The sequence below is a fragment of the Limnohabitans sp. TEGF002 genome, from assembly GCF_055395845.1.
Genome location: NZ_AP029224.1, coordinates 929,488 through 941,850, shown reverse-complemented (window position 1 = coordinate 941,850; position 12,363 = coordinate 929,488). Strand labels below are relative to the sequence as shown.

At 58.0% G+C, this 12,363-nt stretch carries 12 protein-coding genes; 4 read left to right on the top strand and 8 right to left on the bottom strand.

Annotated elements, in window-relative coordinates; all coding sequences use genetic code 11:
* Positions 1-37 precede the first annotated feature (37 nt).
* The 7 genes from phoR to pstS form a co-directional block, all read right to left on the bottom strand.
* Positions 38-1,363, bottom strand: coding sequence for a phosphate regulon sensor histidine kinase PhoR (gene phoR, locus ACZ5SR_RS04770; protein ID WP_464450425.1), 1,326 nt, complete (start codon positions 1,361-1,363; stop codon positions 38-40).
* Positions 1,364-1,376: 13 nt separating this feature from the next.
* A complete protein-coding gene (gene phoB, locus ACZ5SR_RS04765) occupies positions 1,377-2,072 on the bottom strand; it encodes a phosphate regulon transcriptional regulator PhoB (RefSeq protein ID WP_464450424.1) in 696 nt (231 codons plus the stop codon).
* Positions 2,069-2,767, bottom strand: a complete 699-nt coding sequence (gene phoU, locus ACZ5SR_RS04760; RefSeq protein ID WP_464450423.1) for a phosphate signaling complex protein PhoU — start codon at positions 2,765-2,767, stop codon at positions 2,069-2,071. Before phoU ends, phoB begins: the two co-directional genes overlap by 4 nt.
* A 13-nt stretch (positions 2,768-2,780) precedes the next feature.
* Positions 2,781-3,554, bottom strand: a complete 774-nt coding sequence (gene pstB / locus ACZ5SR_RS04755; protein WP_464450422.1) for a phosphate ABC transporter ATP-binding protein PstB — start codon at positions 3,552-3,554, stop codon at positions 2,781-2,783.
* A 53-nt stretch (positions 3,555-3,607) separates the two neighbouring features.
* Positions 3,608-4,462 carry a phosphate ABC transporter permease PstA gene (gene pstA / locus ACZ5SR_RS04750; protein ID WP_464450421.1) on the bottom strand — a complete coding sequence of 285 codons (855 nt, stop codon included), beginning with the start codon at positions 4,460-4,462 and terminating at the stop codon, positions 3,608-3,610.
* A gap of 7 nt (positions 4,463-4,469) precedes the next feature.
* Entirely contained in the window at positions 4,470-5,447 is a 978-nt protein-coding gene (gene pstC / locus ACZ5SR_RS04745) for a phosphate ABC transporter permease subunit PstC (protein WP_464450420.1), read from the bottom strand.
* Between the two features lie 91 nt (positions 5,448-5,538).
* Positions 5,539-6,558 (bottom strand): phosphate ABC transporter substrate-binding protein PstS, encoded by a 1,020-nt coding sequence (gene pstS, locus ACZ5SR_RS04740; RefSeq protein ID WP_464450419.1) that lies wholly within the window; start codon positions 6,556-6,558, stop codon positions 5,539-5,541.
* Between the two features lie 152 nt (positions 6,559-6,710).
* On the opposite strand from pstS, the gene ACZ5SR_RS04735 reads away from it, so the two are divergent.
* Entirely contained in the window at positions 6,711-7,262 is a 552-nt protein-coding gene (locus ACZ5SR_RS04735; protein WP_464450418.1) for a TlpA family protein disulfide reductase, read from the top strand.
* An 18-nt stretch (positions 7,263-7,280) separates the two neighbouring features.
* Here the strand turns inward: ACZ5SR_RS04735 and ACZ5SR_RS04730 are convergent, their stop codons facing one another.
* Entirely contained in the window at positions 7,281-9,506 is a 2,226-nt protein-coding gene (locus ACZ5SR_RS04730; RefSeq protein ID WP_464450417.1) for a PhoX family protein, read from the bottom strand.
* A gap of 183 nt (positions 9,507-9,689) precedes the next feature.
* On the opposite strand from ACZ5SR_RS04730, the gene ACZ5SR_RS04725 reads away from it, so the two are divergent.
* The 3 genes from ACZ5SR_RS04725 to ACZ5SR_RS04715 are packed head-to-tail and all read left to right on the top strand — an operon-like array spanning position 9,690 to position 12,353.
* The gene (locus ACZ5SR_RS04725; RefSeq protein WP_464450416.1) at positions 9,690-10,733 is read left to right on the top strand and encodes an ArsJ-associated glyceraldehyde-3-phosphate dehydrogenase; all 1,044 of its coding nucleotides are present in this window, start codon (positions 9,690-9,692) and stop codon (positions 10,731-10,733) included.
* A 1-nt stretch (position 10,734) separates the two neighbouring features.
* The gene (gene arsJ / locus ACZ5SR_RS04720; RefSeq protein ID WP_464450415.1) at positions 10,735-11,997 is read left to right on the top strand and encodes an organoarsenical effux MFS transporter ArsJ; all 1,263 of its coding nucleotides are present in this window, start codon (positions 10,735-10,737) and stop codon (positions 11,995-11,997) included.
* A gap of 23 nt (positions 11,998-12,020) precedes the next feature.
* Positions 12,021-12,353 (top strand): ArsR/SmtB family transcription factor, encoded by a 333-nt coding sequence (locus ACZ5SR_RS04715; protein WP_464451017.1) that lies wholly within the window; start codon positions 12,021-12,023, stop codon positions 12,351-12,353.
* Positions 12,354-12,363: the final 10 nt, after the last annotated feature.

Below are 12,363 nucleotides of genomic sequence, written 5' to 3'. Positions count from 1 at the left end.
AAGTGATCACTGCGTATGCACGCAGCATGAGCAAGGGTCAGCTAAAGTCGGCCACAACACGGCTTTGTGGAAAAACCAATTTAAAAGTCGAGCCCTGACCCAACACGCTTTCGATGCGCAGCTCGCCGCCATGGCGTTGCATGACGTGCTTGGTGATGGCGAGACCCAAGCCGGTGCCACCGGTTTCTCTGGACCGGCTGCGGTCCACCCGATAGAACCGCTCGGACAAACGCGGCAAATGCTCGGCTGCAATGCCGGGGCCTGAATCCTTGACGGTGAACATCAAGCCCTCGGGGGTGCTGGACCAGTGAATCTGTATGCGCCCTCCCAATGGGGTGTACCGGATCGCGTTGCTCACCAAGTTGGAGACCGCACTCAACAACTCCGAACGCGCACCCAGCAAATACACATCCGGCACCGGAGAAAATTCCAATTGGTGCACAGCGCCCTCGCCTTTGTTGGCCATCCAATCCGAAAATGCCTGGGCTTCGGTCGTCACTTGCAGCATCAAAGCAGCCAATGAAACTTTTTCTTGCGTGCTGGGCAACTGGCTGCCTTCGAGTTGCGACAGCATCAACAAATCGGCCACCAAGGACTGCATGCGATCCGATTGCGCCGACATGAGTTGCAGGTAGTGCTGAGTGGCCTGCGCATCCATGGGAATGGACTGCAGGGTTTCCACAAACCCACTGAGCACCGTCAATGGCGTGCGGATTTCATGCGACACGTTGGCCACAAAATCGCGGCGCATGGCATCGGCCTGAGCAACTGCCGTGATGTCACGGCTCAACAGCAACGAGCGCCCTTCACCATAGGCATGCAATTGCACCGACAGTTTTTGGCGGTTCAAAGCTGAGCTGGCACGGCCTTCAATGACCACCTCCGAGACATGATCATCTTGCGCAAAGTACCGCGCAAACACGGGGTCGCGCACCAAATGCACGATGTGTTGCATGCGGTCTCTTTGCGCATCCAGGCCCAGATGCGCCGCAGCAGTGTCGTTACACCATTCGATGCGCGCTTCCTCGTCCAACAAGATCACGCCATTGGGCGAGGCTTGAATCGCCTGCAAGAAATCTTGCAGCTGTTTTTGGTGCACAGCGGCCAACTTTTCCTGTTGCCGCAGCATCCGCTGCACGCGCACCGAAATCTCACGCCAAACACCATGCCATGGCGGGTCTTGGTGCAAAGTTGGCGCACTCAGCCAGCGCTCAAGTCGGTCCAACTTCCACAGCAGCGTGGCGCCATAGATGAACAAAGCAATGAGCGCACCCAGCAAAGCCCCCAAGGCACCGCCTAAAAACCAGCCGGGAGCTCCCGCCAAGCCCACCAGGAAGAGCATTTCGAGAAGCCAAAAAAACATGCGTCACCTGACTTCAAACGGAAGGAGTGGGGGTGAAACGGTAGCCTGCACCGCGCACGGTCTCGATCATGCTGCCCGCCTCGCCCAGCGATTCGCGCAGACGTTTGACGTGCACATCCACCGTGCGCTCTTCGATGTAAACGTGGTCGCCCCAAACCTTGTCAAGCAAAGATCCTCGGCTGTGCACACGCTCAGGGTGGCGCATCAGATAATGCAAGAGTTTGAACTCGGTGGGGCCCACCTTGAGTGGCTTGTCGACCAGACTGACCCGGTGCGTGTCGGCATCGAGTTGCAAGTCGCCCATTTTGACCACGCCCCCCGAAGACTCGGGCACCCGGCGACGCAACACGGCGCGGATGCGTGCCAGCAGCTCACGGGGTGAAAACGGTTTGACGATGTAATCGTCAGCGCCCGCATCCAGCCCTGCTACCCGGTCGGCCTCGTCACCGCGCGCCGTGAGCATCAGGATGGGCACAGGCTTGGTGCGTGCCGATGCACGCCACTTGCGGGCCAGCGCCAAGCCACTCTCGCCTGGCAGCATCCAGTCCAGCAAAATCGCGTCGGGCAGGATTTCGTCGAGTTCGCGCTGCGCAGTTTCGGCATCGATGGCCCACACCGGCTGAAAGCCGTTGTGCCGAAGATTCACCGCAATCAGCTCGGCGATGGCCGGTTCGTCCTCGACAATCAAGATCCGAGGGATGTTTCTCATTGCACCGCTTTTTCAATCTCGGTCAAAGCGGTGTGACGAACGTCAGCACCTTTGACGACATAAATAACAAACTCGGCGATGTTCTTGGCATGGTCGCCAATGCGTTCGATGGCCTTGGCCACAAACAGCAGGTCCAAGCTGGCCGAAATCGTGCGTGGGTCCTCCATCATGTAAGTGACCAGCTTGCGCACAAAGCCGTTGAACTCGGCGTCGATCAAGTCGTCTTCTTTCAAGATGACCAGCGCCGTGTTCACATCCAGGCGGGCAAAGGCATCAAGCGCTTTGCGCAGCAAGCCGGTGGCCAGGTCGGCCGCCACACGCAACTCGGAAGATGGCAAGTTACGCGGACTGCCTTGATCCAGGATCAGCTTGACCATGCGGGCAATTCGCTCAGCTTCATCGCCGGCACGCTCCAGGTTACCGGTGATCTTGGAAATCGCCATCAGCAAACGCAAATCACGGGCCGTGGGCTGACGGCGCGCGATGATCGATGCCAATTCGGCATCAATCTCAACTTCGAGTGCGTTGACCTGCTTTTCAGTGGCCACCACTTGGTCAGCCACTTCGGAGCTGAACTGGGCCAAGGCATACACAGCGTGGCGTGTTTGCGACTCGACCAGACCACCCAGTTCCAGAACACGGGAAGAAACGCCGGTGAGTTCGGCATCGAATTGGCTTGAAATGTGTTTGTCCATGGGGTACTCCTGTTCAGCCGAAACGGCCGGTGATGTAGTCTTCGGTTTCCTGCTTGGCAGGCTTCATGAAGATTTGTTCGGTCTGGCCAAACTCCACCAGTTCGCCCAAATACATGTAAGCCGTGAAGTCGGACACACGAGCGGCTTGCTGCATGTTGTGCGTCACGATGGCCACGGTGTATTCCTTTTTCAATTCGCTCACCAACTCTTCGACTTTGGCGGTCGAAATCGGATCCAAAGCCGATGTGGGTTCGTCCAGCAAAATGACTTTGGGTTTGACGGCTACGGTGCGGGCAATGCACAAACGCTGCTGTTGACCACCCGAGAGCGACAGACCGCTTTGACCCAGCTTGTCCTTGACTTCGTTCCAAATCGCGGCCTTGGTCAGAGCCGACTCGACACGGTCGTCCATGTCGGAGCGGCTGAGGTTTTCATAAAGGCGCACACCGAAAGCAATGTTGTCGTAAATCGACATGGGAAACGGCGTGGGCTTTTGGAACACCATGCCAATTTGGGCACGCAGCAAGTTCAGGTCCTGGCCTTTGTCCAGGATGTTCTGACCATAAAACTTGATCTCGCCTTCGGCACGCTGACCGGGGTACAGGCTGTACATGCGGTTGAGCGTGCGCAGCAAAGTGGACTTACCGCAGCCCGAGGGGCCGATGAAGGCCGTCACGCGGTGCTCAGCGATGTCGAGGTTGACGTTTTTCAGGCCTTTGAATTTGCCGTAATAAAAGTCCAGATTTCGAACTTCGAGGGCGTTTTGAGTCGGTTTCTTGTCAGGCATGAGAATTCCTGTAAATGCAAAGAGAAAAGCAGTGGTTTTCGGAACCGTCAGCCTCAGGCTGATTTTTTGTCCCTGAAAAACACGCGGGCCAAGATGTTCAAAATCAGAACCGTCAAGGTGATCAAGAGTGCCCCACCCCAAGCCAGGCGAATCCAGTTGTCATAGGGGCTCATCGCGAACTGGAAAATCACCACTGGCAAATTGGCCATGGGCTTGCTCATGTCATCGTTGTAGAACTGGTTGCTCAATGCGGTGAACAACAAGGGCGCTGTTTCACCACTGATACGGGCAATGGCCAGCAAAACACCGGTGATCACACCGCTCTTGGCCGCGCGCAGCGTCACCGACAAAGACACTTTCCAACGCGGCGCGCCCAGGGCGAAAGCCGCCTCACGCAAGCTACCAGGCACCAGGCGGAGCATGTTTTCAGTGGTTCGCATGACCACTGGTACAGCAATCAGCGCCAGCGCTAGGCTGCCTGCGTAGCCAGAAAATCCGCCCAAGGTAGCCACGGCGATGGCATAAACAAACAAACCGATCACGATCGAGGGTGCCGACAACATGATGTCGGTCACAAAACGGGTGAGTTCGGCTGTTTTGCTTTGATCGCCGTATTCAGTCAGGTAAATGCCCGCCAAGATGCCCACGGGCGTCGCCACCAACACAGAAAGGCCGACCATCATCAAACTGCCCACGATGGCATTGCGCAAGCCCCCACCCTCGGTGCCTGGCGCAGGTGTGTCCTTGGTCAAGATGTTCCAGTCCAGTGCGGCAAAGCCGTTGGAAAACAAAACCACCAAAATCCAGAGCAACACGGTCAAGCCCAATGCCATGGCCAGCATGGAGCTGACCATGCCCAAAGCGTTGGCCACTCGGCGCTGTCGGTACAGTGCGTGATTCATGTTCATCGCCATGTCAGAACCCCTTGGCTTTTTCAGCCCGATTGATCATGATTTTGGCCAAGGCCAACACCACAAACGTGATCACAAACAACAAAAATCCCAGAGCAAACAGAGAAGACATGTGGAAGTCGGCGGCTTCGCCGAATTCGTTGGCCAAGGTCGACGCGATGGACGTGCCAGGAGAAAACAGCGAGGTCGGCATGCGGTTGGCGTTGCCGATCACAAAGGTCACAGCCATGGTCTCGCCAAGCGCCCGACCCAGACCCAACATGATCCCGCCGATGACCCCTTTTTGGGTGTAAGGCAACACGATTTTGCGCACCACCTCCCAAGTGGTGCAGCCCAAACCATAGGCCGACTCCCGCAGGATGGGCGGCGTGATTTCGAACACGTCACGCATCACCGCAGCCACAAAAGGCAGCACCATGAAGGCCAGCACAATGCCCGCCGCCAAAATACCCATGCCGTTCGTGGCCCCCCCAAACAGGAATCCGATGATGGGCATGCCGCCCAGCACATCACGCAGCGGCACCTGGATGTAGTCGGCAAACAAGGGCGCAAACACAAACAGGCCAAACATGCCGTAAATGATGGAGGGCACCGCTGCCAACAATTCAATGGCCGTACCCAAAGGACGACGCAGCCAAACGGGGCAGGTCTCGGTCAAGAAAACCGCAATGCCAAAAGCCAAAGGCACCGCCACCAACATGGCAATGCCAGCGCTGGCCAGTGTGCCCGCGATGGCAATCGCCGCTCCAAACTCTTCATTGATGATGTCCCACTCGACATACCAAATGAAACGCGCACCGAATTTGGCAAACGTCGGCCAAGCGTTGATGAACAAAGAAACAATGATCCCGGCCAAGGCCACCAGAACCAACAGGGAGAACAACTGCGTCAGGCGGTGAAACAACACGTCTTGCAGCCGCTGGCGCTTCACCACAGCCATCAAATGGCTGCTGTTGTCCGCGCTGGAGAGGGGGGTTTGCATGTCTTGACCCATCAAACAAAGTGCATCAAATTAAACAAGAAATCCGTCGGTCGCTGAATCACAACCGACGGATGACAGACCAGAGCCTGGATTACTTCTGGATTTGTGACCAGACTCGTGAACGGATCTGATCGGTCAAGCTGTCAGGCAATGGCACGTAGTCGAGATCGGCAGCCATTTTTTTGCCATTTTTGAAAGACCAGTCGAAGAACTTGAGGGCTTCGGCCGAGGCAGCTTTGTCAGCTGGGGCTTTGTACATCAAGATAAAAGAGGCCGTGCTGACAGGCCAGCTGTTGTCACCTTTGGCATTGACCATGGAGACGCCCATGCCCGGCACGCTGAACCAATCGGCACCAGCTGCGGCGGCGGCGAATGTTGCATCATCAGGGCTGACGTATTTGCCATTGGCGTTTTGGATTTGCATGAAATTCATGTTGTTCTTTTTGACGTAAGCGTATTCCACGTAACCCAAAGAACCCTTGACACGGTTCACGTTGGCCGCGACACCTTCGTTGCCTTTGCCACCGACCGAGGTTGGCGCTGGCCACTTCACTGCAGCACCCTTGCCCACGGAGTCAGCCCAATCTTTGCTGACTGCGGTCAGGTAGTCGGTCCAGTTGAAGGTGGTGCCGGATCCGTCAGCGCGGTGCACCACGGTGATGATCTCGTTGGGCAGGGTTTTGCCGGGGTTCAATGCGGCGAACTTGGGATCGTTCCACTTGCTGATTTTGCCCATGAACATCTCGGCCAACACTGGGCCTGTGACGCGCAATTCGCCAGGCTTGAAACCGTCCAAGTTGATCACAGGCACAGTGCCGCCGATGATGGCGGGAAACTGAACCATGCCGTCTTTGTCCAAGTCAGCGCCCGGAACTGGGGCGTCTGTGGCACCGAAAGTCACAGTCTTGGCGCGGATTTGGCGAATGCCGCCGGAAGAACCGATGGACTGGTAGTTCATGCCCGTGCCAGTGGCGGCCTTGTAGCCTTCAGCCCACTTGGCGTAGATTGGGAAGGGGAAAGTCGCGCCCGCACCGGTGATGTCGGCGGCAAAGCTGGCAACTGCGACGGCGCTCAGGCCAATGGCAGCCACAAAAGATTTCAATTTCAACATATCAACTCCTGGTTGAGGGTGTAAGTTCATGACCCACAAGATGGTTTTCTTGAGGACTGATGTCACTTTAGCGGCGAATTGTGACAGTCTTGTGTCAAATAGTCAGGTTTTTTTCCGGTTATTCTTCATCCAAATCAAATCCCGACTTCACGATGCACAACCCAAATTTGTCACCGCTGGCTTTGACAACACGCAGGCAAATGGCGCTGGGCTTGGGCTTGGGGGCTTTGTTGCCTTGGGCCAGGGCTCAAGCTCAAAGCCCCACCGAGGCAGCTCTGGAAGCCATGGCACCCGCCATGCCCCGAGTCGGCGATGTGCTGAGCGTACCGCCCATCCGTTTGCTCAATGGCCAGGACTTCCAGCACGAGCGCCAGCCCTTGCTGCTTTACTGGTGGTCCAGCACCTGCCCCTTTTGCGCCTTGCAAAGCCCCAGCATGCAGGCGCTGTGGCAGTCGCAAAAAAGCCGAGGCCTGCGCATGCTGGCCTTGTCCATCGACAAAAAGCCCGAAGACGCTCAGGCTTACCTGCAAAAACGCGGTTACACCTTTCCGGCAGCTTGGGCCAGCCCCGAATGGCGCAAACAGTTTCCCAAACCCAAGGGCTTGCCCATCACGCTCTTGATAGACAGACAGCACAAAGTGCTGTTGGCGGAAAAGGGCCAAATGTTCGCCGAGGATGTCGAGGCCATCGCCCGGCTGCTGTGAACATTGGGCCCTTGGGCTTTACAGCCCGATCACACCACCATCCTTGCGCGTGATCACGATCGTGGCCGAACGTGGGCGGCCTTGCACACCATAACCCTGGTTGCCAGGCCAGACGCTTTGTGGGGCTTCGCCCGAAGCCAATGGCTTGGACAACTCGCCGGGGTGCTGGATGTTGACGAACAAAGTGCGGCCATCAGCGGTTTCCGTGATGCCGGTCACTTCCGCCCCCTTAGGGGCCACCAAGAAGCGGCGCAGTTTGGCATCACCCAAAGCGGCGCCCACAAAAGTCTCTTGGGTGCCGGTTTGCTCAACACCACCGACCACCATTTTGTTTTTCACGGTGACTTTGCCGCCGTCGCCCACTTGGCCAGGAATAGCAGCCAGCATCATGCAGTTGCTTTCGTCGGTCATGGCGCCATCGTCGGTTTGAATCCAGCAAATGCCCGTGGCTTTGCTGAACCACAGGCCGTCAGGCGATGAGAACGCGTTTTTGGCGCTCAAGCCGGACAAGTTGGCATCGCCCGAGTCTTCTTCTGCACCGAACAGGAAGATGTCCCAAGCAAAAGCTTTGGACGTGGATTTTTGACCTGCTTCGTTGAATCGGATGATGTGGCCGTGCGGGTTGCCGGTGCCTTTTTTGCCATCCAAGTCCATGTAGGCGCGGGGGTTGGCCGGGTCCACCTTGGTGGGGGTGCGGCTGGCAGCGTTGTTGTTGGTCAGGGCGAAATACACCTCGCCGTTACGGTAGTTGACAGCACCCCACTCTGGACGGTCCATCTTGGTGGCGCCAACAGCATCGGCTGCATGGCGTGCGTTGACGAATACATCGGCCTGGTTGGCAAATTTGTAGGCACTGTAGCTGGCAATGCGTGGATCGGCGATGGTCAACTCCAGCCATTGGCCTTGGCCCGTGGCATCAAAACGCGCTGCGTAGAGTTTGCCCTCACCCAGATACTTGTCGCCGGCCACCAAACCGCCGCCCACATCACGCGGGTCCCAAACAGCGGTGGAGACAAATTTGTAGATGTACTCGTTGCGGGCGTCACAGCCCATGTAAAAGGCCAAAGGCTCGCCCGCCTTGGGCAGGCTGCAAACGGCGGCTTCGTGGGCAAAACGGCCCATGGCCACGCGCTTGGCGGGCGTGGAATTGGGGGCCAACGGATCGATTTCGACGTTGTAGCCAAAGGTATTGGCTTCGTTACGGAAGTCACGCTCGGCATTGGCACCCGTGGCGGCCAAGTTCCAACGGGCAAAACGGTCGTCGGTGGCCGACACGGTGTGCCAGCCTTGGCTGATGGCTTTTTGCACACCGGCAGCAGGGGCTGCAGCAGCGACGCCATAACGACGGCGTGCCGCCACCTCTTTGGGGGACAGGCCAGTGCCTGTGCCCATGGCCTGGAAGTAAAACGCCCAGTTTTCTTCGCAGCCCAAATAAGTGCCCCAGGGTGTTTTGCCGTGGCCGCAATTGTTCAAAGTGCCGCGCGACATAGAACCTGCCGTGTCCCAACGGGTCACCATGAAATTGCGGATGTTGTCGATTTCAGCGCGGGGGCCGCTGATGCGGGCCGGTGTTTGGGCCGTGATGCGGCGGTTCAAAGGCGAGTCTTGCTTGATGCGCCAGCCTTGTGGGGTTTTGACAATCTCCACCACCGAAACGCCGTGGTGGTTGATTTCCTTGAGCACTTCCAACTCGGGGCGCGAACCCAAATCCCAGTCACCAAATTGCGTGAATTTTTTACCACTCACACCGTTGGAAGTTTGGCCGTTGGGGTGCATGAAGTGGGCATCGGCAGAGCTTTCGTGGTTCACACACAGCACGGCGCGGCCCGTTTCTTTCTCGGAGTAACGGCCATTGGCATCGATGTAATAAATGTCCATGCCGTCGTGGTGATCACCAATTCGGCGGGACCAGTCATCGGATTCAACGCCCTTGTTGGAGTAAGCAGGCAGGGCTGAATCGAGCGCATCGCCTGTGGCGTGCAAAACCGTGTACTGGTAGCCGGGCGGCAAGATCACGTTGTCCAGCAGACTTTTGTCCACCGATGGGAAGCCCAGCGCCGCAGGTGCTGTGGCCGTACCCGAAACCATGCTGGCACAACCGGGCAGCATGGCCAGACCCGCCAGACCCAAACCACCGCGCAGCAAACCGCGGCGCGCAGGGTTTTGCAGTGATTGGGCCAAAACATCCTGAAAGTGAGGGTTGTTCGATGTGTTGAAGATGGGATCGTGATCGTGGTGAGACATGAAAACTCCTTAAAAGTGATCTTATTGAAAAGGTTTTTTGTGACTTTTTGATGTCAATAAATCCCATTGCTGCAAGAGCAGCACATACAAAAAGGCGCTGGGTGGCCAACTTGTCATGGTTTAGTCACACAAACGTGGCAAAGTCCACTCATTGACAATTCCAGAACCATCGAAGGATCAAACATGAAAGTCGGTATCAACGGAATGGGCCGCATTGGTCGTTTGGCCCTGCGTGCGGCCATGGGCGCTGCAGAGCGCCAATCGGACGACCCGCGCGCGGGCAACCGCCTGGAGGTGGTGCACCTGAACGAGCTCAAGGGCGGTGCTGCGGCCACCGCCCATTTGCTGGCGTTTGACAGCGTGCAGGGCAAATGGCGCGAGCGCATCGAAGCAGATGGCGACAGCCAGATCCGCATCGGTGATCGCACCCTGGGCTTTTCCTCGCACGCCAACCCGGCCGACATTCCTTGGGGCGACATGGGTGTGGACTTGGTGCTCGAATGCACCGGCAAGTTTTTGACGCCTGAAACCATTCAGGGCCATTTGGACCGGGGGGCCAAGCGCGTGATCGTGGCCGCGCCCGTCAAAGTGGGCGATGTGCTAAACATCGTGGTGGGCATCAACCACACGCTTTACAACCCGGCCAAAGACCGCATCGTGACAGCCGCATCCTGCACCACCAACTGCCTAGCCCCCGTGGTCAAAGTCGTGCACGAAGCCATCGGCATCAAACACGGCCAAATCACCACCATCCACGATCCGACCAACACCAACTTGGTGGTGGACGCGCCGCACAAAGACCTGCGCCGCGCCCGCAGCGCCATGATGAGCCTGGCCCCCACCACCACCGGCAGCGCCACCGCGATTGCCCTGATCTACCCCGAACTCAAAGGCAAGCTCAACGGCCACGCGGTGCGTGCCCCGGTGCTCAACGCTTCGCTGACCGACTGCGTGTTCGAGATGAAGCGCGAAACCAGCGCCGAAGAAGTCAACGCCTTGTTTGCGACTGCAGCGCAAGGCCCCTTAGCGGGCATCTTGGGTTATGAGGAGCGCCCCTTGGTCAGCGCCGATTACGCCCGCGACACGCGAAGCAGCATCGTGGACGCGCTGTCGACCCTGGTGACCGACGGCACACTGCTCAAAATCTACGCTTGGTACGACAACGAGATGGGCTACGCCTGCCGCATGGTGGACCTGGCTTGCCACATGAACGACGTCGGCATTTGAGATGAACGCCGCTGAAAGAAATTACGGTATCGTCACCGCGGCCTATTGGGGCTTTACCCTGACCGACGGCGCTTTGCGCATGTTGGTGTTGCTGCACTTTTACAAGCTGGGCTACTCACCGTTCACGCTGGCGTTTTTGTTCTTGCTGTACGAAGCCGCTGGGGTGCTGGCCAACCTGGTGGGCGGCTGGCTGGCCACGCGCTATGGCATTGCCCGCATGCTCACCGTGGGCTTGGTCACGCAGATCATCGGATTTGGTTTGCTGTCGGCGCTGCAGCCGGACTGGACAGCGGCCCTGTCGGTAGCCTGGGTGGTGTTGGCGCAAGGGGTGTGCGGCGTGGCCAAAGACCTGACCAAAACCGCCAGCAAATCGGCCATCAAAATCACGCAAGCGCAGGCCAAAGACACAGGCAATGGCCAATTGTTCAAGTGGGTGGCCTGGTTCACGGGCAGCAAAAACGCCATGAAAGGCTTTGGTTTTTTCTTGGGCGGCGTGCTGCTGGAAACGCTGGGCTTTCAAGGCTCGCTTTGGGCCATGGCCGCTGTGCTGGCGGTGGTGTTGCTCGGCGTGGTCACCAGCTTGCCACCCATGATGGGCAAGAGCAAGGCCTCGGGATCAGCGCGTGAGCTGTTCGCCAAAAACCCGGGCATCAACGCTTTGGCCGCTGCCCGCGTGGCCTTGTTTGGAGCGCGTGATGTGTGGTTTGTGGTGGGCGTGCCGGTGTTTTTGTATTCGGTGGGCTGGACCTTCACCATGGTGGGCGGCTTTTTGGCGGCCTGGACCATTGGCTACGGCCTGGTGCAAGCGCTGGCCCCCCAACTGGTGCGCCGCAGCGCAGATGGCCTGAGCCATGAGGTGCCCGCAGCGCGCTGGTGGTCGGCCGTGCTGGCGGTCATTCCGCTGGGCATTGCGGCAGCCGTGTGGCTGCAAGCGCCTCAACTGCAGTGGTGGGTGGTCGGCGGCTTGGGTCTGTTTGGCTTTGCCTTTGCCATCAACTCGTCGGTGCACAGCTACCTGATCCTGGCCTATGCCGGCTCGGAAAAAGCTGCCGAAGACGTGGGCTTTTATTACGCGGCTAACGCATTGGGGCGCTTCATGGGCACTCTGCTGTCGGGATTGCTTTACCAATGGGGCGGCCTGATGTACGCGCTGTTGGGTTCGGCACTGATGCTGGCCGTTTGCTGGCTGGCCACGCTGCGCTTACCGGTCAGTCCAACCATGGGCTTACAGACCCACACCCCAACGGAAAAGACCACTCCATGAGCCCCGTTTCACTTTTCAGCGTCATGGACGAGGACTTGGCCGTCAAGGCCTTGGCGGCTTTGGCGCAAAGCTCGCGCCTGAAGGTGTTTCGCGCCATCGTGGGCACGGGCCCTGAGGGCATTCAACCTGGGCAGTTGTCAGCAGCGCTGGACATTCCCGCCAACACACTGTCGTTTCATCTCAAGGAACTGCACCACGCAGCTTTGATCAGTGTGCAACGCGAAGGCCGATTTTTACGCTACCGCGCCGACCTGGGTGCCATGCAAAGCCTGATGGACTTTTTGACAGCGCACTGCTGCCAAGGTGTGCCCTGCGGCGATACGCTCAACCTCACTTGCGAACCAGGCCGTTGCTGAGCGGCGACTT

Bases quoted from the DNA above. Each gene is read 5' to 3' on its own strand.
- phoR (WP_464450425.1), bottom strand. From the start codon at position 1,363: ATGTTTTTTTGGCTTCTCGAAATGCTCTTCCTGGTGGGCTTGGCGGGA.
- phoB (WP_464450424.1), bottom strand. From the start codon at position 2,072: ATGAGAAACATCCCTCGGATCTTGATTGTCGAGGACGAACCGGCCATC.
- phoU (WP_464450423.1), bottom strand. From the start codon at position 2,767: ATGGACAAACACATTTCAAGCCAATTCGATGCCGAACTCACCGGCGTT.
- pstB (WP_464450422.1), bottom strand. From the start codon at position 3,554: ATGCCTGACAAGAAACCGACTCAAAACGCCCTCGAAGTTCGAAATCTG.
- pstA (WP_464450421.1), bottom strand. From the start codon at position 4,462: ATGAACATGAATCACGCACTGTACCGACAGCGCCGAGTGGCCAACGCT.
- pstC (WP_464450420.1), bottom strand. From the start codon at position 5,447: ATGCAAACCCCCCTCTCCAGCGCGGACAACAGCAGCCATTTGATGGCT.
- pstS (WP_464450419.1), bottom strand. From the start codon at position 6,558: ATGTTGAAATTGAAATCTTTTGTGGCTGCCATTGGCCTGAGCGCCGTC.
- ACZ5SR_RS04735 (WP_464450418.1), top strand. From the start codon at position 6,711: ATGCACAACCCAAATTTGTCACCGCTGGCTTTGACAACACGCAGGCAA.
- ACZ5SR_RS04730 (WP_464450417.1), bottom strand. From the start codon at position 9,506: ATGTCTCACCACGATCACGATCCCATCTTCAACACATCGAACAACCCT.
- ACZ5SR_RS04725 (WP_464450416.1), top strand. From the start codon at position 9,690: ATGAAAGTCGGTATCAACGGAATGGGCCGCATTGGTCGTTTGGCCCTG.
- arsJ (WP_464450415.1), top strand. From the start codon at position 10,735: ATGAACGCCGCTGAAAGAAATTACGGTATCGTCACCGCGGCCTATTGG.
- ACZ5SR_RS04715 (WP_464451017.1), top strand. From the start codon at position 12,021: ATGGACGAGGACTTGGCCGTCAAGGCCTTGGCGGCTTTGGCGCAAAGC.